The sequence below is a fragment of the Pseudomonas lini genome (assembly GCF_001042905.1).
GTDB lineage: Bacteria > Pseudomonadota > Gammaproteobacteria > Pseudomonadales > Pseudomonadaceae > Aquipseudomonas > Aquipseudomonas lini.
In genome coordinates, this window is sequence record NZ_JYLB01000001.1 from 342,800 (window position 1) to 366,365 (window position 23,566).

A 23,566-nucleotide genomic window follows, 5' to 3' on the forward strand; every position below is an offset into this window, starting at 1 on the left:
TATATAAAGCGGCTTACCACTTGTCGGGGCAGGCGTTGAGCGTGTCTTTGGTCAGCAATGGCAGGTCGTAGGTCACGTACTTGCCTTTCGGTGTTTCCGGATGGGTCACAGACTCATAAAGAGACTTGAAGAGAAGTTCGCCGAGCAGCTTGGGACGCACACAGACCGATGCATTGATTTCGCCAGCCGCGATCCCGGTAGACCCGACCTTGGAACCGCCCCCTGTTGCGACCAGGGCGATTTCTGAACCTTGGGCAGCCAAGGCGCGTGCGCAACCAATGGCCATGTCCTCGGCCTGACTAAAGATGAGGTCGAGGTCTGGATGGGCAGTCAGCATGTTCTGGCAAACGCGCTCGCCCTGCTCAGGCGTCCAGTCGGTGGGCTGAGACGCAACAATTTCATATTTCGCGCCGGCTTTTTTCAGGCCCGTCTTGAAGCCCTCGGTGAGCTGCTTGACCACGGCGTAGCCAGGTACGCCTTCGACGACTGCGATTTTTGCGACACGGTCTTTAGGCAACAGCGTCGCTGCGTGCTCACCGGCCACTTCGCCAGCGCGGATGTCATCAGTGGTAACCAAGGCAACAAGTTGTTCGTAGGGCTTGTTGATCGCCCGTTCCTGAGGGTCACCTACCATCACGGCAACCGCAGCCACGGGAATGTCGTGGTCTACGATCTTGTCGACGAAAGATTGCGCCACCACCGAATCCAGGGGCAGAAAACCGATAGCGTCGACGCGCTGCGCGATCATGTCGTCGAGCGCATTGCCCTGCTTCTCGACGCTGCCTCGCGGGTCGATGATGACTGCTTTTACGCCGGCAGCTTTGGCTGCGGCTTCGAAGCCCTTAGCGGTCGCTACGTTGTAGGGATAGGCGAGGTTGCCTGGAACATAGCCGAAGGTCAGCTCGGCAGCGTTACTGACGGTGGCAGTCACTGCCAGGACGGCGGGGATCATGTGTTTGAAAAGCGCACGGATAGCGTGGTTTTGGCGCACGCTGAAATTCTTATTCGGCATTTATAGCTCCCTGAAACTTGTCGAAACGTTGTTGTTTTTGTGTTTTGCGTCAGGTCTTTCTTGGTTTTGCCTTGGTAAAGCACGCATTTCCAATCACGAAACTCAGAGGGCGAACCGCCGTGATGCGCACGACACATTCATCCGATCTGCAGGCGCTTTTGCGTGAATACCTGCCCTACCGGTTGGAGGGTGGGTTTCTCGCTAGGCACATTCGAGTCAATTTTGCGTTGCTCAAAATCAACATATCCCTGATTGTGGGATTGCGCAACAGATTTTGATTCGATCATTTCCTGGTTCGGGTCTACCGTCTGGCGGGGCACAGCGCCGCGCCGAATCGCTGCACCATCGGAGCGCTCGCTATTTGTAAGAGGCGGTTGGCGTCGGGAGTCCTACAGTCATTCCCAACGATTAAGGTGCCAAGCCTTGGGAACAGGCAACCCAATCATGTTTTACGATCACACCGAAGCACGAGTGATGTGTGGCTTCAGGCGTCTCGCCGGGCCTTTGAGGACAATGATAATGAGCCGTCCACGATGCCGATAACCTACGCAGAACTCACCTGTTTGCAGGATTTACAGGCCAGCTTTGGATGTCTAGAAATTAATTAATCCCATTTATTGACACAATTTTTATTGTTCGATAGGGTTTGTGACAGCAGGTGGTTTTCATTGGGCTTCGCTCGGTGGTCTGCACAGATCGCATTCGCTCTACCGTTTTTCATCTAAAAATAAAAGAAAGGGCAGGCAGAACATGCAAGAGCTAAAGGCGCATCGCTTCGCTGATGATTTCGTCTTCCTTGAGGCTCCTCGGTGGTACGACGGTTGCCTGTGGGTGCCAGACGTCTTTGACTCGATTCTCTACCAAGTCGACGTGAGCGGGCGCCGGCTTGTGCTGAAAGACAATTTGCCACCGCGGCCTAATAGTCTCGGATTCCTGTCTGATGGAACTCCTCTTATCGTGTCATCCGTCGCTCGCCAGATATTGAAGCTGGTGGATGGAGAGTTGCTTGTACACGCTGACCTCTCGAAGTGGGCCACTGGTGATTTGAATGATTTCGCGGTGGCCGACAATGGCTGTCTCTATGTCGGCAATTTTGGCTATGACCTGTTCATGGGCGAAGAGAAGCGCGAAACCTCTCTCCATATCGTCGAGCTGGATGGCACCGTCAGCCACGGTAGCGATGGCGTCGAATTCCCCAATGGCGCGGTAATTCTTAATCATGGGCGAACGCTGGTGGTCGCAGAAACCTGGCGCGGCCGGCTGACGGCATTTGATCGTGCGCTGGATGGATCTTTGTCCAATCGCCGGCTATTTGCCGACATCGCAGGACGAGAGCCGGACGGTATGTGCGCCGATGCAGAAGGCGGTGTTTGGGTTTGCTCGTTCAATACAGGGGAAGTTTTGCGGGTCTTGGAGGGAGGGGAAATCACACATCGTTTGCATTTCCCAGGTAGCGCCGTTGCCTGCGAACTGGGCGGTGAGGACGGCCATACCCTCTTTATTACTACCTATGATGGCACGATCCCTGACCAGCAAGCGCGCAAGCGACTTGGGGCGCTTAACCAAGTGCAAGTCGACATTCCTCGTGCTGGATCCTGAACAACGAAGCCAGATCGGCTGCTGATATCAACGGTTTGCGGTTAGGGCATCCCATGGTTGAGCCCGGGCAGGCATCGCCTGTTCGTTGCTACCAGGTTTGAAAGAGCGAGGAATAGGGTCAATGCAGATTTATGATTACATCGTTGTCGGTGCTGGATCTTCCGGCTGTCCGGTTGCGCGCGGCTTGTCTGACGACCCACAGAACAGCGTCCTGCTAATCGAGGCGGGTCCCGCGGCAGATCGTTTCTGGGTCAACACGCCGGCAGGAATGGGCAAGCTGTATTTTAACAAGCTGTTGAACTGGAACTTTCGCACCGCGCCGATGGACAAGCTCCAAGGGCGCGAAATGTACTGGCCTCGAGGCAAATTGCTCGGTGGATCCAGCTCCATCAACGGCATGGTATTCATTCGCGGGCATCAGAAAGATTTTGACGGCTGGCGTGCCCTGGGCAACCCAGGCTGGGGCTATGAAGATGTTTTGCCCTACTTCAAAAAAATGGAGAATTTCGAGCGGGGCGGCGACCGATACCGGGGAGCGAATGGTCCGCTATGGATCAGCGATCCGATCGTCAAGGAAAAGAGTAGCTACGACTTTATAGAGGCCGCGAACCGTATCGGCATCCCGGTGACCGAGGACATGAACGGCGCTGTGCATGATGGCGTGGGTTTCATGCAGCATAACATCCAGGACGGACAGCGGATGTCGACTTACCGGGCATTTATCGAGCCGGTCATTGAACGACCGAACCTGACGGTTCGAACCGGATGCGAACTGCAGCGCGTTTTATTCGATGGACGCACCGCCGTCGGCGTAGAGGTTTTGAAGGGCGGTCGTTTGGAAAGGATCTATGCGGCGCGTGAGGTGATCTTGTCAGCGGGTTCACTGAAGACTCCGCAGATGCTCATGCTATCGGGTGTTGGCCCACGGGCTGAACTGGAAAAGCACGCGATACCTGTGGTCCTGGATTCCCCGGGGGTGGGGCAGAACCTGCAGGATCACTTCTATATTCACACAGGTTGGCGTTGCACCCCAGACAGTTCGTACAACGCCAATCTCGTAGGCCTGCGAAAGTACTGGGAAGGCTTTCGTTACCTGATGACCCGCAAAGGTTATCTTGCCCTCGGCTCTTCCCAGGTCGCGGCGTTTGTTAAAAGTAGCCCGGACGAGGACTATGCTGATCTCCAAATCAGCTTCAGGCCCATGACCTTTCAATACTTCCCTGACGGCACGGTTGACGTTGAAAAGCATCCTGGCCTCGGGGTGTCGGTCTATCAGTTGCGTCCCAGCACCACGGGAACAGTGACGTTGCGTTCGACCAACCCGTCGGACCCGGCCGATTACACACCCAATTTCCTGAGCAGCGATTACGACGTCAATGCCGTGATCAGTGGTGTGCGCTGGATACGCAAAATCATGAACAGCGAGCCCATCAAGTCCCGGGTGGTCGCCGAAGAACTGCCGGGGCCCCATGTTCGTACGGATGAAGATATTTATAACTACCTGGTCGAAACCGGCAACTCGGCCCACCACCAGGGCGGCACCTGCAAGATGGGTAACGACGCCATGGCGGTGGTGGACGAACGACTGCGTGTCCGTGGTATCGAGCGACTGCGGGTGGTAGATGCTTCGATCATGCCATTCATCACGTCGGGCAACACCAATGCGCCGTCCATCATGATAGGTGTGAAAGCCGCCGACCTGATTCGTGAAGATGCGCTGGCGCGCCGCGCAAGCAGCTCCCTGGCCGAAACTAATTGAGCGAGTCGGTGAACACCGTGTCGCCACTTGCAGAGGAAAATCCCATGTCCACAGAAACTCAAAGTCACGTCGCCGATGCTACGCATCCGCAAGTTGGCTTGTTCATCGATGGTGAATGGATTTTTGATCGTCCATCATGTTTCGAAGTCCGCAATCCAAGCACCGAAGCCGTGCTCACTACGGTACCCGGCGCCAACTCCGAAGATTTGAAGCGCGTATTGGTCGCTGCGGAGCGGGGGTTTAAGGTATGGCGAGCGACGCCACCGGTTGAGCGCAACCTTATTATTGCTCGTGCCATCGCTGGCGTGCGTGAGCGCGCCGAGGAAATCGCACAGATCATTACCCGTGAGAATGGCAAGTTGATCGCAGATGCGCGGGCCGAAGTTGAACGCTCGGCGAGCTTCTTTGATTGGGACATGGCGCAGGCGTTACGTGCTTACGGCACCATTGTTCCGGGCGAAGCGCAGATGCAAAAGCTGATTCTACGCCAACCGATCGGGCCGGTAGCTGCCTTCACCCCTTGGAATGTGCCGCTTAGCGCGCCAGGTCGAAAAATCAGCGGCGCGTTATGTTCGGGTTGCTCGATTATCCTGAAGGCTCCGGAAGAAACGCCTGGGGCGGCTGTCGCCATGGTTCAATGTTTCGAGCAGGCCGGCTTGCCCAAGGGAGTCCTGAATCTGGTGTTTGGTAACCCCGCCGAGGTTTCCCTGGCGCTGATTGACTCTCCAGTGACTCGCATGGTCACGCTGACTGGCTCGGTCGGCGTGGGGAAACACCTCAGCGCCTTGGCAGGAGCCGCTATGAAACCGGTGCTGATGGAGCTTGGTGGTCATGCGCCGGTGATTGTCTGTGCTGGGGTTGATGCGAGCGAAATCGGCAAGATGGCGCTCAAAAGCAAGATCCGTATCAATTCTCAGTGGTGCGCCGCGCCGGGACGTTTCCTGGTTCACGAAAGTCTTTACGAGGAATTTGTCGCTGGGTTCGTTGCAGCGGCGCAGCAGGTGCGTGTCGCTGATGGGCTAGACCTCAAGGCAGATATGGGACCCGTCACCAGCGGGCGACGGCTGGCGGCAATGCAGCATTTCGTCGATGACGCGCTCGAGCGCGGTGGCAAGGCTGCCGTGGGTGGTCATCGCGTCGGTGATCGTGGCTACTTTTTTGCGCCAACGCTGCTGGTCGATACCCCGCTCGATTGCGAAATCATGCGCGAAGAGCCGTTTGGTCCGGTCGCGGTGGCCGTCCCGTTCAAGACCCTTGATGAGGCGATCGAAATCTCCAACAGCCTTTCCGTGGGCTTAGCCGCGTTTGCTTTCACCAATACTCTCGAGGAGGCCGAGCGGCTGAGTCGCGAATTGGACCTGGGAGTTCTGTCGATCAACCATTTCGGTGCGCCGGATCCCGATACGCCGTTCGGGGGTATGAGGGACAGTGGGATTGGTCGAGAAGGGGGGCCGTGGAGTCTTGAGTCCTACATGGTCAGCAAGACAGTGCTGCAAAAGACGGTCCGCGTCTAAGCAAGGGGCCCCAGCTTGTGATCAGCGTACGGGGCCGTGATTTTGGTTGCAGCGACGGGAGACCGTTTCATGTCAGAACAGATATTCAATGCGAAACACGTGGCCATAAGCGCCGACATCGTCCATCACTTCTCTGCATTGGCGGCCGGGCTGCGTTACGAAGACTTGCCTGAGGCCGCACGCGAAGCCGCGAAGAAAAGCATTCTCGATACCTTTGGGGTAATGCTCGCCGCGAGCGGGATGGAGCCTGCGGTATTGGGGGTCATCGAGGTGGTCAAGGAGTCTGCAGGTACCCCCCAGGCGTCGATTCTGGGCTTTGGGGGGCGCGTCCCAGCGACGATGGCGGCCCTGGCCAACGGGGCGCTGGCGCACTGCCTGGACTACGACGATCAAACACCTTGGGGGCAGCACGCGGCGAGCTCGATCATTCCAGCGGTGTTTGCCTTGGCCGAACGTAAGGGGGGCGTGACTGGCAAGGACATGATTGCCGCCGTGGCTGCCGGGCAGGACATCTTTGCGCGACTGCGGTGCAATGTCGGTTGGAAGAAAGACTGGAACCTGTCCACTGTTATGGGGGTGTTTGCTGCCACCGCGGCTGCCGGGCGCGTCATGGGCTTCAATGCGAAGCAGACCGCCAACGCCCTGGGCATCGCCAGTATGCAGTGTTCGGGCATCATGGAGATGGTGTGTGGTACGGGTAGCGACCTGCGCGGCTTATATGCCGGCTTTTCGGCCAAAGGCGCAGTGCTAGCAGCGCTCATGGCGGAAAAAGGCGTGCCTGGTATCGATTGTCTTTTTGAAGGCGGGTACGGGTTTTTCAACACCTATTTCGACGGCCGTTACGATCGAGACAAAATCCTTGAGGATATCGGTGTCGACTACAAGGGTAGCGTCACCTTGTACAAGCGCTGGCCCTCGGTGGGTACCGCGCACAGTCATATGAAAGCAATTATCGACATTGTTTCGGACAACGATCTTGCGCCCGACGATATCGCCGAAATCCGGTTGTTCGTGGGCGACTATCACGCGCTCATGTGCGAGCCGCTGGACGTACGCAAGGCGCCGGCGACGTTGGCGGATGCGAAGTTCAGCCTACCTTTTCTCGTCGCGGTTGCAGCTGTGCGTCGTGGCATGAGTGTGCTGGATTTCACCGAGTCGGGCCTGCGTGATACGAAGGTCCTGGCCACCGCCAACAAAATTTCCTTGGTCGCCGATGCGTCACTGGACTGGAAGCTGGAACTGCCACTAGGGCGTGTCGAAGTGGTAGCAGCGGATGGTCGTCGCTGGGAAAGGTCCGGTACCCATATTCCCGGTAATGCGGACAACCCAATGACCTGGGCCGATCTCTGTTCGAAATTCGCCGAATGCGCAGCGGTCGCGGTGAGTCCGTTGAGCTCTCACAGGATTGCAGAAGTCCAGCGGCTGGTGCAGTTACTGGAAGACGTCGAGGATGTTGCCGAGTTGATGCGCACGTTGCAATGACGGGTTGATACCTGCGCAGCCTATTTTGAAGAACCACAAAAATGAGGTCCGTACGATGGAAAGAGTGCACTGCGTAGCTGTAACGCTGGCCAAGCCTGAACATCTGGATGCGGTAAAGGCGGCGCTTGAAGCGTTGATCGAGCCTGTTCATCAGGAAAAGGGCATGATCCAGTATGAAATGTACTGTGATCGCACTGAGCCGAGACGCTTCGTGTTCATCGAGGAATGGGAAACCTACGAGGATTTCGAGGCTCATGTGCACGCACCGCATGTGAAAGAGTTTCTGCGAAAAACAGAAGGTTTGATCGAAGAAAACTTCTTTCATCCTTTGTCCTTCCACAAATAGGCAACAGGTCAAACGAGCCGTTAAGGGCAAGCCCGATGACGTTCAATCGTCACTTCGGGCTTTTCCTGTGTATCTCGAATTTTATTCATATTATGGGATTAAAGTTTTTGTTGTTTGTCTGTTTCTTGCTCGATCCTACAATTTGAGACTATGATCAAAAGCCAGCGCACTCCGAATTGCGCGCAACGCAATCATGGTTTTCACGGGGGCCTGAGGTATTCCGAGGGACCCTTTAACGTAGGATAGAGTGGGTAATGGACATAGAAGCGCTTCAGGGGGAAAACCCGGCCATTGAAGACGAGAGAGAAGAGCATGCTCGCGACGGCGCGAGCAGTCTTACAAAGATGCTCAGCATCCTCGATCTGTTCAGTTCCAATCAGGCTGTGTTATCGACCACTGCCATCATCGAAGCACTCGAAACCTCTCGGTCTACAGGGTATCGCTACATCAAGGCGCTGCACTCTGCAGGTTTGCTAAGTACCGTTGGAAATGGCAACTACGTATTGGGTTCGCGCATTATCGAGCTGGACTTACAAATCCGTAATACCGATCCGCTGCTGCAGGCCAGTAAGGGTGTGCTGGAGGAATTGGTCGATACGATCGGTCACTCGGCGCTCTTGTGTACGGCGTTCAGGGACTCGGTGCTATGTATTCGGGAGCATCGTGCGCCTCTGAGTCCCGAAAATCGCTTTCGACGTGGGCAGCGCAGGCCACTGTTCCAAGGCGCCGTGTCCAAGGTCATCCTTGCTTATTTCCCTCATCATCGGCTCAAAAGCCTTTATAGCCGTGCGCAACCCGATATACAGCGAGCGGGCCTAGGCGACACATGGGAGGAGTTCCGGAGCACGCTCAGCAAAATCAAAAAAGACGGCTATCTCATCACCAAGGGCGAATTCAATCCCGGTGTCTATGGTGTGGCGGCGCCTATTATCAATGAGAGCAATATCGTCTTGGGCAGTATTGGCGTTGCTTGGGATGAAAAGGAGCGGCGCGATGTCGACGTCAAGCGTGCGGTGGTATCTGTCAAGCGCGCGGCGCGAGAGATCTCCAGTCGCCTTGCCCAGGCAGAAGTAAACATCTAGCCGTTCCAACTCAGAGTGAATGGTCTCTCCGACCAGCCAAGGTCATCCTTCTTACGTGAATCCAGGCGCCTGATTCTGGCCGCCTGGATGGGTCGTTACCACTAAGAGAGTTTTGCTCGTAAGCCACCGTCTATCGGTTTACTTCCCTCCCACTGATCGCTTTTCCCGCCCTCCGGAACACCGAGTCTTCGGTGCGCCATTGCGTGCTTGCACCTGTTTTTAACGTAGTCAGACAGGATCGTTCCTGTCTGATCCTACGATATTGAACTCGACGGCAATAAAGTCAGCTATAGATTTATTGTTGATTTATCCCACTATGCGAGATAGTTTTATTATGCTGTGCGGCATTTCCGCGCACCTTTGCAAGGGCGCAAACCAGCAGAAAGGAGAATGGCAGTTGAAGACCTACGCACATTGGATTGATGGAGCTTACCAAGAGCCGGCGGGGCGCGAATGGATGGACACCCAGGACCCTTATCTGGGCGAGGCATGGGCAAGAATTCCCCTGGGAGTGGCAGTTGATGCCGACGCGGCGGTGTCTGCGGCCAAACGCGCGATGACGTCCGGGCCCTGGGCAAGCATGAGCGCAACCCAGCGTGGAAAAATCATGCGGCGTATCGGTGACCTGACCTTGGAGAATGCTGATCGTCTAGCCGAACTTGAGGTGCGCGACAACGGCAAGTTGCTGGCGGAAATGCGCGGCGCGATCAGCAACGTGGCGGAGATTTGGTATTACTACGCGGGCCTTGCCGACAAGATCCAAGGCTCCGTGATGCCGATCGAGAAAGAAGGCATCGTTGCGATGACTACCCGGGAACCGGTTGGGGTGGTGCTTGCGTTGACTGCTTGGAATGCGCCCTTGAATTTTTTGGCGCTTAAGTGTGCCCCCGCATTAGCCGCAGGTTGCGCAGTGGTGGTTAAACCCTCGGAGTTTTCTTCGGTCAGTTCGCTGGAGTTCGCAGCGCTGACCAAGGAAGCCGGTCTGCCGGACGGCGTCCTGAATGTGGTCACAGGCTTGGGCCTTGGCATTGGCGCTCCGCTCGTTGAGCACCCCGACGTTGCGATGGTCACCTTTACCGGATCTGACGCAACGGGCGCCAAAGTTTACGAAACCGCGGCTCGCCACATGAAACGAGTCGCTCTGGAGCTGGGCGGCAAATCACCCAATATCGTTTTCGCCGATGCGGACCTGGAGCTAGCTGTGGCCGGAGCTGTCTCCGGTATCTTCGGCGGCGGCGGCCAGATGTGCACGGCCGGCTCCCGGCTATTGGTTCAAAATTCTATCTTGGAGGCTTTTACCGAGCAGTTAATTGCCGGTGCGCGTTCGGTAAAATTGGGCAATCCGATGGACCCGGCCACCCAGATGGGACCCATGTCCACCGCTCCGCAATATCAGAAAGTGCTCAATTACATCGAGATAGCCAAGGCAGAAGGAGCGCGCTGCGTATTCGGCGGTCAGCCTGCCAGTGGGCCGGGCATTCGCGGCGGTCAGTTCGTCGAACCGACGATTTTTACCCACGTATCCAATTCGATGCGCATTGCTCAGGAAGAGGTATTCGGCCCGGTGCTGTCCGTCATCGGCTTTGAGGACGAGGCTGAAGCTGTCTCCATCGCCAATGACATTGCTTATGGGCTGACAGCTGGGGTGTGGACCCGTGACATTGGTCGCGTGTTTCGCATGGCCAAGGCGCTCGAGGTCGGAACGGTCTGGGGCAACACATACCGCACCTACAGCTACACGATGCCCTTCGGCGGCATGAAAAAGTCCGGCATAGGACGGGAGATGGGCATCGAGGCGGTGGATGAGTTCCTCGAAACCAAAAGCCTGATGATTTCCATCGCAGATGCACGCCCGCAAAACAACTTCATTCCGCGTTGAGCCGGCTGATAGCAGCATGAGCGAGTGACGACATCAGCGCTCATGACTGTTTGTCCTTACAGAACAAAAAAGGAAAACAAGAAAATGACCGATAAGGCTTCTCATCAATCCAGCCACGCCCGTCTGGACGGACGGCGAATCGTAATCACTGGCGCTGCATCGGGTATCGGGCGAGCGACAGCGGAGCGCTTTCTAGCGGAAGGGGCCAGCGTCGCGTTGCTTGACAGGAATGGCGAGGCATTGAACGCGGCGTTCAAGGGCAGGGGCCATTGCTTCGCTGTCGATATCAGCGACGAGAAGGCTGTAGCGCAAGTCACTGAGCAAGCGGCGCGGGACATGGGCGGTATCGACGGCGTCGTCAACGCCGCCGGGATCATGGGCAAGGGCTCCATCCTTGAAGTACCTGCCGATGAGTTTCGTCAACAGATCGAGATCAACCTGGTGGGCACCTACATCGTTTCGCGCAACTGTCTGCGATGGATGACGGATGAGCCCTTTGCAACGATCGTGAACATTGCCTCAGCGGCGGGCCTGCTACCCAATGCGCCGGGCCTTACCGCCTATGCGGCATCCAAAGGTGGAGTGATCAACCTGACACGATGCATGGCAGCGGAGTTGGCGCCACGGGTGCGGGTCAACAGCGTCTGCCCAGGCATGGTGGACACGCCGATGGCGGACGGCTACCGGGCCAACGTCAGCAATTACGCACTCAAGCGTTTGGCCGATGCATCGGAGATCGCCGCGGCCATCCTCTTCTTGACCTCTACGGAATCTTCCTACGTCACCGGTACGGCGTTGGCCGTTGACGGTGGTCGTTCCTTTCATTGAGAGGTAGCGACATCAGGGCACGTGGGTGCCGGCTGGCAACGTGCCCGCCAGCTGGATCGATCATCAGTGAGTGAAGTATCCCTGGATGCCGTCTTTCGCGATGGAAGGCGGCCGTCTTACGGTCATCACAAGGACAATAAAAATGGCAGGTACAGACTCCTTTGGCCAGACGGCCGACTCATCTCCGCGTTACGCAAAACCTATTGAAGAACAACATCCGATCCGCCCCTCGGACGCAACCTTGTCGGCTGAAAAGGCTCGTCGAAAATCGCTGATTCGAGGCGTGCTGGGGGTTTCGTTCGAGTATTACGATTTCGTCGTCTATGCGACGTTCGCTCCTTATTTTTCCAGGTTGTTTTTCCCTCAGGACAGCGCGCTTGCCGCGTCGCTCAATGTGCTCGGCATTTTCGCCATCGGCTTTCTCGCGCGGCCGGTTGGAGCGATGCTGGCCGGCAGACTGGCGGACCGTTTCGGACGCAAGCCGATCATGCTGTGCGCCTTGATGCTTGCCACCCTGGGCAGCTTGGTCATCGCCTGCGCCCCGACCTACGGTTCCATCGGGGCCACTGCGGCGTTTGTGCTTGTGGCGGCTCGGCTGATGCAGGGGCTTGCCCATGGGATGGAGAGTATCTCGGCGTTCGTCTATGTGGGCGAAATGGCCGACCCTAAATGGCGAACGCTGCAGAGCTGCGCTTATCCGATCGGACTGATTCTTGGCATCATCCAAGGAACGCTGTTCGGCGCGATCCTCAGCTCGGTCCTCAGTGCAGAAGACATGCAGGGCTGGGGCTGGCGCATTCCCTTCGCGATTGGCGTTCTGTATGGGCTTTTGACGGTATTCCTGCGCCACGGAATGGACGAATCGTCCACCTACGAGGATGCCAAGCACCAGGCGAATCTCGAGGATAACGGCTATTGGCGAAATGTCTGGCGATACAGAAAGACGGTGCTGATCTTGTTCCTGATCTGGCCCGCCAATTATGTCGCTTCATACACCATGCTCGTAACCTTTGGCGATTACGCCATCACCATGCTTGGGGCCAAGCCAAAGGATGCCTATTGGGCGGTCCTCGTCGCGCAGGTCATGTACCTGTTCATGTTGCCCGTCTGGGCTTATATCTCTGACCGTCGCGGGCGGCGCTTCAACTACACAGTTGGATTCGGGGCCATTTTCCTGCTCGTTTACCCGCTACAACATTTTTTACTGGGTCCAAGCTTTCTGCAGATTCTGCTGCCCATGGCGATCGGCTTGTTCTTCTTCGCGGCGGTGGCCTCCACTGAGGTCGCCTTTATGAGTGAACTGGTCCCCAACCGGGTCCGGGCCCAGGTGATCAGCATTCCCTCGTCTGTTTCAGCCGTCATATTCGGCGGAACCGCGCCCTACATGAAGTCATGGCTGACGGCATATGTTTCGCCCAATGCCTTTATTTTCTACTTCATGACGCTGGCACTTATCGCGGTGTTGGCTGTGCGGTTTCTGGTGAAAGAAACCCGCGGGCGGGATTTGGCAAGCTGAACGAAGAGGAAAATTCTTGGGACCGTGGTGTATGTCAAAAGCGCTTACGTCCCTGTGTTTTATTCACTCATATCCAAAGTACGCAGGCCCAGGCACTCCACTCCAAAAATAAGTACAGAGGTGTTGTTCCATGCAGAAATCGACCTTAGTAGCCCTTGCCATAGCGCTGACTTCCAGATTGTCACTGGCAGATAATTCGGACACCTTACCCACGTTGAACTACCCGACCCAGGGCCAACAGCTCTACGCCACAGCCGCAGCAGAAAAGGATCTGCTTACAATCACCGCGCAGCCTTGGTTCAAAGTGACGGGAGAGGCATGGCAACTGGAAGGACCCGCCTTCGATCGCCAAGGCAATCTGTTATTTGTGGAAGTATTAGGCGGACAGGTACTGAAGGTCGACACTCAAGGCCAGCTTCAGGTGGCGGTGGCGAAAAACGCGCGTGGTTCTGCGGGCCTCGCCATACACAAGGACGGGCGCTTGTTTGTCGCCGGGCTGGGGAATTACGTCGATACAGGCAATCTTACGGTCTACGATGCCAACGGTAAAAAACCTGAGGTGATTATCGACGCGAATAAGGGTTTCCTGGTCGATGATCTGGTATTCGATGCTCACGGCGGCTTCTACTTTACCGACCTTAAGGGCACCTCCACGGAGCCCACTGGCGGCGTATATTACGTACCAGCCGATCACAAGAGCATTGTGCCAATCCTGCCTAATATGGCGAACGCCAACGGCATAGCTCTCTCTCCGGATGGGAAGAGATTGTGGGTCACAGAGTTTGGTACGGGGTTGCTGCACCGCGTTGAGCTAAAGGACGCACAGTCAATTGCGCCGTTCGGGGCGGTGGTGGTTTACCGCTTCCATGGGCCGTCGCCTGACTCGATGAGGGTGGATGCAGACGGCAACGTCTATGTCGCGCAATACAGTCAGGGGCGCGTACTGGTACTTAATCCCAACGGTCTACCAATCGGACAGATTCTGCTACCGGGTAGAGAAGCGGGGCATTTCCTGTTCTCTACCAGCATGGCTCTCAAGCCAGGCACCCGGGAAGTGTATCTTGTGGCGAACGACGGTGATCGGGGACAAGGGTCGATGATTTTCCGGGCGCGAGGGTTTGCGCAGGCACTTCCACTGTTTTCCCATCAGTAAAGGGGGGCATGAGCTGGAAGCGGCTTTGTTGAGTGCCCGCTTCCAGTTTGACTAGCGCCCAAGTGAGTGGGTAAACAGCAACTTGGTCATGCTTTAGCGTGGGATGAAATTGTTACCCGGACGCGCATCTGCAATCGAGATCATGAGACTTTTCGTCTCCAGGAACTCGTCGACGGCTTCGATCCCCATTTCGCGACCGATGCCTGAACGCTTCATGCCTCCAAACGGCATCATGTAGCTGTAGGTGCGGTAAGTGTTACCCCAGACGGTTCCAACCTCCAGTGCTTTGGACATCCTGAACAATCGTCCAGTATCGCGCGTCCAAACGCCTGCAGCCAATCCGTAAGGGATGTCGTTCGCGATCGAAATAGCTTCGGCTTCGTCTTCGAAGGCAATGACGGACAAGACTGGACCGAATACTTCTTCCTGGGCGATACGCATACCGTTTGAAACGCCGACAAATATTGTGGGCTCGACAAATTGGCCGCCCGTGAGGCCGGGTCCGGTTGCGGGCTTGCCACCCAGAATGCAATGCGCCCCTTCGCCCAGGGCGATCTCGATGTATTCCAGTACTTTTCGGTATTGTGGTGCGGTGGACATGGGACCCATTTGGGTGGCTGGATCCATGGGGTTACCGAGCCTCACGGACCGAGCGCTTTCGAGCAACCGCTCAGTGAAGGTTTCAAGAATCGAACTCTGCACCAACAGGCGTGAGCCTGCCGTGCACATTTGACCTCCGCCACCGAAGATACCGGAAACCGCCCCGGCAACGGCCAGCTCCAGGTCAGCGTCTTCGAAGACAATATTAGGCGATTTACCGCCCAGCTCCAGGGCGACTCGTTTCATATGGCGAGCAGCAGTTTCGTATACCTTTGTCCCGGTCAGATCAGAGCCGGTGAAGGTGACCATCGCAACGTCCGGGTGCTCGACGAGGGGCGCGCCGATATCCGAACCAAGTCCGGTTACCACATTGAGGACGCCATCCGGCAATCCGGCTTGCCTGGTCAGTTGGGCAAATTCGAGGGAGCTGATCGAGGAGTATTCGGAAGGTTTTACGACTGCAGCGCAACCGGCTGCCAACGCGGGGGCACATTTGAGTGCCTGGAAGTTCAAGGGGGCGTTCCAAGCGGTCAACGCAAGCACCACCCCAACCGGTTCCCGGGTGGTCATTGCGACTATTCCCGTCTTCTCGATCGGCATCACGGAGCCCTGGATTTTGTCGGCGAGCCCCGCGTAGTAGTACCAGATATCCGCGACGCTTTTTATCGCCCCCCGCATCTCGGCGAACAGTTTGCCGTTGTCACGTACTTCGAGCTCCGCGAGCAGATCAATATGTTCTAGCGTGAGGTCGCCAATACGCCGCATGATCTTGCCACGTTCGGTTGCGCTCATGCGTGCCCATGGGCCCACTGTCATGGCGCGTTTGGCACATGCGACCGCAGCATCCGCGTCGGCAGCAGAACCCAGGGGAATTTTTGCCCACGGCTCGCCGCGATAAGGATCGACACTGTCCATCCATTGCATGCTCGTCGGATTTCGATAACTGCCGTCAATCCAATGCGCGTAAGTTTTCACGAAAATCTCCTAACTGAGTGACGTTTCAGGCTGTACGGCCGGGACATGATTCGTGCGCGTTCGGTTGATAAACAACACGATTGCCACGGCGCTCAAATTGATGCCCGCCAGGATCAGCAGGCCCACGGTGAAATCACCGGTGCGGTCGCGGAAGAAACCCATGATGGCGGGACCCGTGAAGCCTCCTAAGTTGGCTATCGCATTAATGGCGGCGATCGCGCCGGCAGCGAATTTCGTGGGGATCTGACTGAAGCACAACGACCAGAATGGCGAGATCGAAGCCCAACAGCCTATCGCTGCGCAGGAAAAAGCCGCCATCCGGGCAAGGGGATCGCTCAGCAACGCCGCCGCCGTTAAACCCAGCGTTGCGAGTACGATCGGGGCGGCGGTATGAAAACGACGTTCCAGCCTGGCATCGGATCGTTTTCCCCACCAGATCATGGCGATTGCGGCCAGAGCATAAGGCACGGCAGAAATTAATCCGGTCTGCAGATCGCCAAGGCCAAATTCCTTGATGATCCTGGGAAGGAAAAAGCTTACGCCATAGGCGCCTACGACGATCGCGAAGTTGGCCAGCCCCAGCAGCAGAACCCGTGCGCTGGTCAATGCACGAAACAGGCTGTCATGGGGCAAAGGAGGGCAGGCGTCGGCATCCTCGGCCAGACGTGCAGCCAACGCTTGTTTCTCTTGAGGAGATAGCCAGGTTGCGTCGTGGGGGCGATCGGTCAAATACCGAAGAACGACGAACGAAAGAACAATCGCCGGCAGCGCCTCGAGAAAGAACATCCAGCGCCAGCCTGGAATGCCGAGGGTTCCGTCGAGCTCCAGAAGCACACCGGAGACCGGCCCCCCGAGTGATAGCGATATTGGAGCTGCGCACAGAAACGTTCCCATAACCCGGGCGCGATAACGGGCGGGGAACCAGAGTGTCACGAAGTAAGTGATTCCTGGGAAAAATCCTGCCTCTGCTGCGCCTAATAACAGGCGCAGAGCATAGAACTCCGTATCTGTGGTAACGAAGGCCATGGCCCCGGACATCAGGCCCCAGGTAAATAATATTCTCGCTATCCAACGTCGTGCACCATAGCGGGCCAGCATCAGATTGGAGGGGATCTCGAATAAAAAATAAGTCAGGAAAAACAGCCCGGCACCCAGCCCAAACGCGGCAGCGGTGAGGCCGATGTCTTTGCTCATGTGAAGTGCGGCGAATCCTACGTTTGCGCGATCCAGATAAGCGACGAAATAGCAGACAATCATTAACGGCATCAGTCGCCGAAATGCCTTTTTTGCCGCGGTGTCATCGGCAGTTGTCATGGTGTTCTCCCTTATTATTCAGCGTTGTTCTGCGCAGCGCCTGGATTGCTTAGGTCTTCTAAGGCTCTTTTTGGGGCCGCGATTCGCATGCGTATTGTTCGCCGGGCTGACGGCACTCTCCCTGCGTTTCTGATAGATAAACGCCATCGGGAGGTGCCGGTTTTAGCCCGGCGTTACACCGGCGGAATGCAGGCGGTCTGGCCTCCGTCGACGCTGACCACCGCTCCAGTCATGAAGCTTGCGTCATCGGTCAGCAGGAACGCGGCGACTGCTGCGATCTCTTCTGGTTCGCCTTCGCGACCGATCGCGTGCGCTGCTCGAATGCGCTTGGTCTTCTCGGGGTCTTCGAACATATAGGCGGTGAACGGAGTGCGGATCATCCCAGGTGCAATGGCATTCACGCGGATTCCGAAGGCTCCGAGTTCCGCGCCCATGGTGCGGGTGATGCCGGAAACGCCAAACTTCGACGCGACATAGGGCAAACGATTCGGAACGCCGAGGATGCCGGCACCTGAGGAAATGTTGACGATCGCGCGCGGGCTCTTGTCGTCTCGGACCGCGCGTGCGAAGGCTTGGCACATCAAGAACGTGCCATCCAGATTCACCGCCATCACTCTCTTCCAGTTTTCCAGATCGCAGTCGAGAACGTTGCCGACACCTTTGATCCCGGCACAATTGATCAGCCCATGCAGGTTGCCCAACTTGTTTTGAGCTTCAGCGACAAATGTTTTCGCCTGCTCGGGATCAGATACATCGAGTGCTGCTGCGTAAACCCGCTCGGGTTCATCGAACCGAGCCGCTATATCGTTGATTCGAGCCTGATCGATGTCCGCGATTGCGACGCTTGCACCTTCGTCGTACAAGCGTTGCACGCAAGCCGCGCCAATCCCGCTGGCTGCGCCCGTTATCAGAACTGCTCTGCCTTCGAACCGTTTCATGAATGCACCTCTTATTGTTGGATGAGTGACTAGATTTCAACGTTGGGAAAAGCAGTCGAACGTCCGGCTGCCGAGGAGGAAGCCTTTGCGGTTAGCTCAGTGCGTTCAGCAATTTGGCGCAGTCGTCCAAAGACTCCAGATTTCGCGCCATCTGCACAGCCGCATCGATGGCATCCGGTGCCACAGGATGTGCAGCGACCGAAGCGCAGTCCCGGAATTTTGAAATCAGTCGATCCCAGGACAATGGCGTTTCCGGGCTGCCCGGGACGTTGTCGCCCTTGCGTTGCAGCCGTCGGCCGTCGCGCATGAGGATTTCCAGGCGGCCATCGGGGATCGTCACTTTCCAGTCCAGATCACTGTCCTCAATCGGAACGATTTTTTGCGCTAAAGCGAGCACTTCCGGATCGGCCAAGGCTGCCGAATTGAAATCGCTGATTCGGATTTCCCCGCGTGCCAGGGCCAAGGCAACGCAGTAAGGAAGACTGAATTTCGCATCCACGAGAGTTTTCGGGGCGCGGCGCACGTCGAGGGGAGTGCACATGCGCATATGGAAGTCGCCCACGTAGGCGTAGATCTGCTCGATCTCGCTGGCCTTGAGGGAATGTTCACGCATCATTTCAATCGCTGCGTGAATATAGGTATGCACGTTGCCGACCGCAGGCCAGGCTTTGTAGATCATCGAAGCGCCAAAAAATGTCTTGCCCAGTCCTTCAACCATTTTGGCGCGATCATATTCGCCGCCGAAGTAGACGTTGAAAATGCCGGCCTTGCCTTCGAACAGATCGTTGATTCCAGTTATCCCTCGCTCCGCCATCAGCGCTGCAAGCACTGCGCCTTGGGCTGTGAACCCTGCGTACATGCCGCGCAGATCACTGCCGATACCGAAGATGACTTCCATTGTCCCGGCAGACTGCATGCTCGCAATGCCGAGGGCATGAGCAAGTTGTTTTGCATTCAGTCCCAGAATCTGGCCCGCAGCTGCGGCGGCGGAAAACACTCCGAGGACAGAGGAGAGGTTCCAATCCTGCTTCCAGCGCACGTTGCATCGCAGCCGGACGAAAAGGTCCTCGCCCAGGGCTACCGCAGTGATCAGGTCCATGCCGCTGACACCGCCCTTGTGCTGTGCGATGGCGAGGACGGCAGGTACCACGGAACTGTCAGGGTGCGCACCCCATGGGGTCTGGTTGTCGTAATCCAAGCAGTGGGCCATTACCCCGTTGGCGAAGGCGGCCATCGGGGCAGGAACTTTGCTGTTGAATCCCAGGACGGAGCAGTCTGGACGTCCGCCGCCGTTCAGCACGATATCGGCTACGCCTTGGACTGCAGGCTCCATTCCGCTGCCGGCAAGGATGACGCCCAAGGTGTCCAGAATGGATTTTTTGGCCGCCTCAATGGCTTCAGCAGGTAGATTTTCATAGCGGGTATTAGCGACATGACGCGCAATTTCATGGCTTAAATCGATCGTTGACATAGTGGCGCTTTCACTCGGGGAAATTGTTATTGGGACCTTCCTTGAGCACCTGTGCAGCCCGTCCGTGGGCTTAGTGAGCGCCTTCAATCTGCCGGTGAGACTTACAATCAACAAGCAATGAATTACGGACTATCATTAAGCAAAACTGGATAATCAAAGGGCCGCCCGATGCCGCATCCACGTTTCACCCCGCGTCAGCTGGCTGCGTTCGTTGCTGTGGCGCAGGCAAGAAGTTTTCGCAAAGCTGGTGAGCAACTGAGTCTTTCAAGTTCTGCGGTCAGCCAGTTGGTAGGTGATCTGGAGTTGGCTCTAGAGCTTCGTTTATTTGATCGAACGACGCGCAGCGTCGTCCTTTCCCCGGCAGGTAGGGAGTTTCTTCCTTCAGCCACGAGCGTTCTCAAACACATGCAATTGGCACAGAACGCCGCTGACGACATCTGCAACAGGGCTTCAGGTGTCGTTCGGATTGCAGCTCCACTGATCATGGCCAGTTCGGTGCTTCCAGCGTTGATCAAGGAGTACACCCGGACGCGGCCTAAGCTTGTAATTCGTATACGCGACGCACCCGTGGATGGCCTGGTAGATAGGGTGAGCAATGCAGACGCCGATTTTGCTATCGGCGCAGATCAGCCGGCGGGAGATGACATTGTGCGCAAGGATCTTTTCAAGAGTCCCTGGGTGCTGTGGTGCTCGGCAAGCCATCCGCTCGCGGGATATCAAAGCATTCCGTGGAGCCAGTTAAGGCATCAACCGCTTGTTGTCGCGGGTCGCGACTATGAACGCACCGTCGCGCTCACTCACGGGGGACAGTTCGAGCAAGGACGAATCATCCCCGTGGACATTGTCGAGAATGTCAGTACGGCGTTGGGGATTGCAGCACAGGGCATGGCAGCCACACTGGGCCCGGCATACGTGGGATTACTGGCCCGACTACTCGGGTTGACGATGCGGCCGATTGTTCAGCCGGAAGTCACCAGGCAGGTGTGTATTTACCATTCAAGCACACGTGCGATGTCTCCGGCAGCACAAGGTTTCTGTGAGTTTTTGGAGGAGCAGCTCAAAGGCAACGACGAGCTGGGGGTAGGAGGCGTTTGGCGATTGAGGTGACGCGTTTTCGAGGCGAACATGAGCCTTCGTGCATCACGAATTGGCAGGGTTGATATGTGGTCAGCAAAATAGCCGTCGTAGGGCTTCGGGCGCATAACGCGCCCGTGCTTTTAGAGAATGGCGAGGCCTATTGGCTTACAGGCCGCCCAGCGCCATGTATTTAATTTCGAGGTATTCCTCGATACCGTTATGGCCGCCTTCCCGACCCAGGCCGCTTTCCTTGACACCACCAAAAGGTACTTCAGGGGTGGAGATCAAGCCTTCGTTGATACCGACGATGCCGTACTCCAAAGCTTCCGCCACACGGAAAACGCGGCCCAGGTCTCGGGCGTAAAAGTAGCTTGCCAGGCCAAACGGTGTGTCGTTGGCGAGGTCGATGGCTTCTTTCTCCGTCGAGAATCGGAACAGCGGGGCGACCGGGCCAAAGGTCTCATCGCGGAAGATCAACGCATCTTTCGGCACATTGGCCAGCACAGTAGGTTGGAAGAAGTTGCCACCCCTTGCGTGTCGGGCACCACCAGTGATGACCGATGCTCCTTTGGCCAGGGCATCGTTGATGTGCTGTTCGACCTTGAGCACTGATGCCTGGTTGATCAGCGGTCCTTGGGTGGCTCCCTCTTCCATGCCATCCGCCACGAACAAGGCTTCCACGGCGACTTTCAATTTTTCGGTGAAGGCATCGTAGACGCCATCCTGAACCAGAATGCGGTTCGCACATACACAGGTTTGGCCGGTGTTACGGAACTTGGACGCCATGACGCCTTTGACCGCCTCATCCAGGTTCGCATCGTCGAAAACGATGAAAGGCGCATTGCCCCCGAGCTCCATGGATGTTTTCTTGATGGTCTTGGCGCATTGCTCCAGCAGCACACGGCCCACTTCGGTAGATCCGGTGAAAGACAGCTTGCGTACGATCGGGTTGCCGGTCAGTTCGCCACCGGTCGCACCTGAAGGGCCGGTGATGACATTACAAACGCCTTTGGGCATGCCGGCGCGCTCGGCGAGCGCTGCAATGGCAAGGGCAGAAAAAGGCGTCTGCGAGGCGGGGCGAATAATCCCGGTGCAGCCTGCCGACCAGCCGGGGCCAGCTTTACGGGTGATCATCGCTGACGGGAAATTCCACGGCGTGATCGCAGCGAAAACCCCGATCGGCTCTTTGGTGATCAAGACACGCCGGCCCGGCACGTGCCCAGGCATGGTTTCGCCATACACGCGGCGCCCTTGCTCGGCAAACCACTCCAGGAAACCAGCCGAATATTCGATCTCTCCCTTGGCTTCCGCCCAGGGTTTGCCTTGCTCGGCCGTCATGATGGTAGCCAGGTCGTCTTTGTGGATCAGCATCAGTTCGCCGATTCGACGAATGATTGCGCCACGAGCCTTGGCAGTCATGGCGCGCCAGGCCGGGAGCGCTGCTCCGGCGGCCTCGATTGCCCGGCGGGTTTCTTCCGCGCCCATGGATGGGACAGTGCCTACGAGCTCACCTGTCGAAGGATTGCGTACCTCAATCACGGCACCGCTATCGGCGGACACCCACTGACCGTTGATGTAGTTCTGGTTTCTCAGCAGCTCAGGGTCGTTGAGGGTGATCTTATTGTTTGCATTAGACATTGGAGTATCCCTTGAATAATTATTTGCAGTCCTATCCGACCGCAGCGCTGTTTACGAGCTGCTCACAGCACAAGCCGCGCGGCTATCGTCTTTAGAATTGCGGGAAGACCACACAAAGCAGCTCGGTTGGTTCGAGCGCGCGCATGGCGACGGGACCTTCGTTTGCCAGCAATTCAAAGCCGGTCTCAGGGCCATATTCATCATTGCCAACGGCGAGTCGGCCTTTTGTGAGATAGAGAACCTGGAGGGAAGGGTGCTGGCCGGCCCCGAACACAGCGTTTGCGTCCAGTCGAACAAAACCGATGCGCATGTTTCGTTCGGTAAAGGTGCCGAGCCACTTGACCGAGACACCTTCCGAACCTTCTGGCAGCCAGTCAAAGGCATCGGGGTTCATTGCGATCACATCGGTATAGCGAGGCTCGGCGAACTGCAATTTGCGCCCGGTCGCATGTTCGAAGCAGGCATCGGAGCCGTCCATGCTTTGCTCGTTGCCGTTCTCATCCTTCCAGTAGTAAAGGCCTTTCCTGAACTCGCCTTTCTCGTTGAGGATCGCATTTGTCGCTTCACGCTGGGCGACGCTCAGGTAGCCGAAGCCGCTGGCGCCGCCGAGTTGCAGCACGAGCGTCTCAAGCCCCTCGGAACGATCTTGAGGACCGTAGGGAACGCTTTCCGGGAAGTAACCCACCCAGCCTTGTTTGAGAAACTGGTTCTCGCCGTAAGGCAGGACGCCTTTGATGACGTAGCGGATCTGATCGAAATTATGACGATGGCGTGGCGTTCTCCAGCCCCCGGAGCCAGCCCGACCCATGTTCAAGTCGTAGTTGTTGGGTGAACCGTCTTCGCCAAACAGCAGATGCTTTTGCGCGAGCTTGCCTTCACGCATGGTTCCAACCATTTCACTGTTCGTGTCTGCAGCCTTGCCTACTCGCATTTTTCATTCCTCGTTTAACTGAATGTTGGTCGTGGCTGGATTATTCAATCCTGTCAGCGGGATGTTTTTCGGCGCCCGTGTAGTGATGGGAACCCCAAGATCGATTTGTGACCACGGATTAAATATATCCCGCACTGTGAGATATGGTCAAATTTTGAATTGGGCGGGAGGACAAGCTGGCGTTGTCGGCTTTTTCATTGGTGCTTCACGGTAGAGATGAGCTCTATAAAGGCGGTATGAGCTGGAGTAGGGACGTTAATAAAGCTTTTTTAGTCGGAATCCTAGGATGTCGATTGGCTTGACAAATCCCACAATTCGACATAATTCTATTCGCAGGTTGGTGGTTTCATCGTTTTGCATCAATCGTCGATGACCGGGACTTTTGGGGGGAGGGCGGGCAGTTGCCGGTCAGCCCCCTTGATCAGCGGTTGTGGGCGAGCAGGATGTTTGGG

Annotated in this window: 18 protein-coding genes; 11 read left to right on the forward strand and 7 right to left on the reverse strand. The window is 56.6% G+C overall.

Features of this window, described 5'->3' with window-relative positions:
* Positions 1 to 13 precede the first annotated feature (13 nt).
* The gene (locus TU81_RS01660; protein ID WP_197679441.1) at positions 14 to 991 is read right to left on the reverse strand and encodes a sugar ABC transporter substrate-binding protein; all 978 of its coding nucleotides are present in this window, start codon (positions 989 to 991) and stop codon (positions 14 to 16) included.
* 771 nt (positions 992 to 1,762) lie between these two features.
* On the opposite strand from TU81_RS01660, the gene TU81_RS01665 reads away from it, so the two are divergent.
* The 10 genes from TU81_RS01665 (at position 1,763) to TU81_RS01710 (ending at position 14,170) form a co-directional block, all read left to right on the forward strand.
* Positions 1,763 to 2,611 carry an SMP-30/gluconolactonase/LRE family protein gene (locus TU81_RS01665; RefSeq protein WP_048392957.1) on the forward strand — a complete coding sequence of 283 codons (849 nt, stop codon included), beginning with the start codon at positions 1,763 to 1,765 and terminating at the stop codon, positions 2,609 to 2,611.
* Positions 2,612 to 2,732: 121 nt separating this feature from the next.
* Entirely contained in the window at positions 2,733 to 4,370 is a 1,638-nt protein-coding gene (locus TU81_RS01670) for a GMC family oxidoreductase (protein WP_048392960.1), read from the forward strand.
* 44 nt (positions 4,371 to 4,414) lie between these two features.
* Positions 4,415 to 5,884 carry an NAD-dependent succinate-semialdehyde dehydrogenase gene (locus TU81_RS01675; RefSeq protein ID WP_048392963.1) on the forward strand — a complete coding sequence of 490 codons (1,470 nt, stop codon included), beginning with the start codon at positions 4,415 to 4,417 and terminating at the stop codon, positions 5,882 to 5,884.
* Positions 5,885 to 5,953: 69 nt separating this feature from the next.
* The gene (locus TU81_RS01680) at positions 5,954 to 7,366 is read left to right on the forward strand and encodes an MmgE/PrpD family protein (protein ID WP_048392965.1); all 1,413 of its coding nucleotides are present in this window, start codon (positions 5,954 to 5,956) and stop codon (positions 7,364 to 7,366) included.
* Positions 7,367 to 7,421: 55 nt separating this feature from the next.
* A complete protein-coding gene (locus TU81_RS01685; RefSeq protein WP_048392967.1) occupies positions 7,422 to 7,712 on the forward strand; it encodes a putative quinol monooxygenase in 291 nt (96 codons plus the stop codon).
* A 254-nt stretch (positions 7,713 to 7,966) separates the two neighbouring features.
* Positions 7,967 to 8,794, forward strand: a complete 828-nt coding sequence (locus TU81_RS01690; protein WP_053078266.1) for an IclR family transcriptional regulator — start codon at positions 7,967 to 7,969, stop codon at positions 8,792 to 8,794.
* Between the two features lie 301 nt (positions 8,795 to 9,095).
* Positions 9,096 to 10,673, forward strand: a complete 1,578-nt coding sequence (locus TU81_RS01695; RefSeq protein WP_231983782.1) for an aldehyde dehydrogenase — start codon at positions 9,096 to 9,098, stop codon at positions 10,671 to 10,673.
* An 84-nt stretch (positions 10,674 to 10,757) separates the two neighbouring features.
* Positions 10,758 to 11,501, forward strand: a complete 744-nt coding sequence (locus tag TU81_RS01700; RefSeq protein WP_048392971.1) for an SDR family NAD(P)-dependent oxidoreductase — start codon at positions 10,758 to 10,760, stop codon at positions 11,499 to 11,501.
* A gap of 142 nt (positions 11,502 to 11,643) precedes the next feature.
* Positions 11,644 to 13,017, forward strand: a complete 1,374-nt coding sequence (locus tag TU81_RS01705; RefSeq protein ID WP_048392973.1) for an MFS transporter — start codon at positions 11,644 to 11,646, stop codon at positions 13,015 to 13,017.
* Positions 13,018 to 13,147: 130 nt separating this feature from the next.
* Entirely contained in the window at positions 13,148 to 14,170 is a 1,023-nt protein-coding gene (locus TU81_RS01710) for an SMP-30/gluconolactonase/LRE family protein (RefSeq protein ID WP_048392975.1), read from the forward strand.
* A 93-nt stretch (positions 14,171 to 14,263) separates the two neighbouring features.
* Here TU81_RS01710 and TU81_RS01715 read toward each other — a convergent pair whose 3' ends face one another.
* The 4 genes from TU81_RS01715 to TU81_RS01730 form a co-directional block, all read right to left on the reverse strand.
* Positions 14,264 to 15,745, reverse strand: coding sequence for an aldehyde dehydrogenase (locus TU81_RS01715; protein WP_048392977.1), 1,482 nt, complete (start codon positions 15,743 to 15,745; stop codon positions 14,264 to 14,266).
* Between the two features lie 9 nt (positions 15,746 to 15,754).
* On the reverse strand, positions 15,755 to 17,059 hold the full coding sequence (locus TU81_RS01720) for an MFS transporter (RefSeq protein ID WP_048392980.1): 1,305 nt from the start codon (positions 17,057 to 17,059) through the stop codon (positions 15,755 to 15,757).
* 173 nt (positions 17,060 to 17,232) lie between these two features.
* Positions 17,233 to 17,997, reverse strand: a complete 765-nt coding sequence (locus TU81_RS01725) for an SDR family NAD(P)-dependent oxidoreductase (protein ID WP_048392982.1) — start codon at positions 17,995 to 17,997, stop codon at positions 17,233 to 17,235.
* 91 nt (positions 17,998 to 18,088) lie between these two features.
* Positions 18,089 to 19,468, reverse strand: coding sequence for an MmgE/PrpD family protein (locus TU81_RS01730; RefSeq protein WP_048392984.1), 1,380 nt, complete (start codon positions 19,466 to 19,468; stop codon positions 18,089 to 18,091).
* A 168-nt stretch (positions 19,469 to 19,636) separates the two neighbouring features.
* On the opposite strand from TU81_RS01730, the gene TU81_RS01735 reads away from it, so the two are divergent.
* Entirely contained in the window at positions 19,637 to 20,575 is a 939-nt protein-coding gene (locus TU81_RS01735) for a LysR family transcriptional regulator (RefSeq protein WP_048392986.1), read from the forward strand.
* Positions 20,576 to 20,710: 135 nt separating this feature from the next.
* On the opposite strand, the gene TU81_RS01740 is transcribed toward TU81_RS01735, so the two are convergent.
* Both TU81_RS01740 and TU81_RS01745 read right to left on the reverse strand, forming a co-directional pair.
* The gene (locus TU81_RS01740; protein WP_197679452.1) at positions 20,711 to 22,162 is read right to left on the reverse strand and encodes an NAD-dependent succinate-semialdehyde dehydrogenase; all 1,452 of its coding nucleotides are present in this window, start codon (positions 22,160 to 22,162) and stop codon (positions 20,711 to 20,713) included.
* A 112-nt stretch (positions 22,163 to 22,274) separates the two neighbouring features.
* Positions 22,275 to 23,066: a hypothetical protein gene (locus tag TU81_RS01745; RefSeq protein WP_197679442.1), complete on the reverse strand. Its 792-nt coding sequence runs from the start codon at positions 23,064 to 23,066 to the stop codon at positions 22,275 to 22,277.
* Positions 23,067 to 23,566 lie beyond the last annotated feature (500 nt).

Coding starts and splice junctions, on each gene's coding strand:
- TU81_RS01665 (WP_048392957.1), top strand. CDS start 1,763: ATGCAAGAGCTAAAGGCGCATCGCTTCGCTGATGATTTCGTCTTCCTT.
- TU81_RS01670 (WP_048392960.1), top strand. CDS start 2,733: ATGCAGATTTATGATTACATCGTTGTCGGTGCTGGATCTTCCGGCTGT.
- TU81_RS01675 (WP_048392963.1), top strand. CDS start 4,415: ATGTCCACAGAAACTCAAAGTCACGTCGCCGATGCTACGCATCCGCAA.
- TU81_RS01680 (WP_048392965.1), top strand. CDS start 5,954: ATGTCAGAACAGATATTCAATGCGAAACACGTGGCCATAAGCGCCGAC.
- TU81_RS01685 (WP_048392967.1), top strand. CDS start 7,422: ATGGAAAGAGTGCACTGCGTAGCTGTAACGCTGGCCAAGCCTGAACAT.
- TU81_RS01690 (WP_053078266.1), top strand. CDS start 7,967: ATGGACATAGAAGCGCTTCAGGGGGAAAACCCGGCCATTGAAGACGAG.
- TU81_RS01700 (WP_048392971.1), top strand. CDS start 10,758: ATGACCGATAAGGCTTCTCATCAATCCAGCCACGCCCGTCTGGACGGA.
- TU81_RS01705 (WP_048392973.1), top strand. CDS start 11,644: ATGGCAGGTACAGACTCCTTTGGCCAGACGGCCGACTCATCTCCGCGT.
- TU81_RS01710 (WP_048392975.1), top strand. CDS start 13,148: ATGCAGAAATCGACCTTAGTAGCCCTTGCCATAGCGCTGACTTCCAGA.
- TU81_RS01720 (WP_048392980.1), bottom strand. CDS start 17,059: ATGACAACTGCCGATGACACCGCGGCAAAAAAGGCATTTCGGCGACTG.
- TU81_RS01725 (WP_048392982.1), bottom strand. CDS start 17,997: ATGAAACGGTTCGAAGGCAGAGCAGTTCTGATAACGGGCGCAGCCAGC.
- TU81_RS01730 (WP_048392984.1), bottom strand. CDS start 19,468: ATGTCAACGATCGATTTAAGCCATGAAATTGCGCGTCATGTCGCTAAT.
- TU81_RS01735 (WP_048392986.1), top strand. CDS start 19,637: ATGCCGCATCCACGTTTCACCCCGCGTCAGCTGGCTGCGTTCGTTGCT.
- TU81_RS01745 (WP_197679442.1), bottom strand. CDS start 23,066: ATGCGTGAAGGCAAGCTCGCGCAAAAGCATCTGCTGTTTGGCGAAGAC.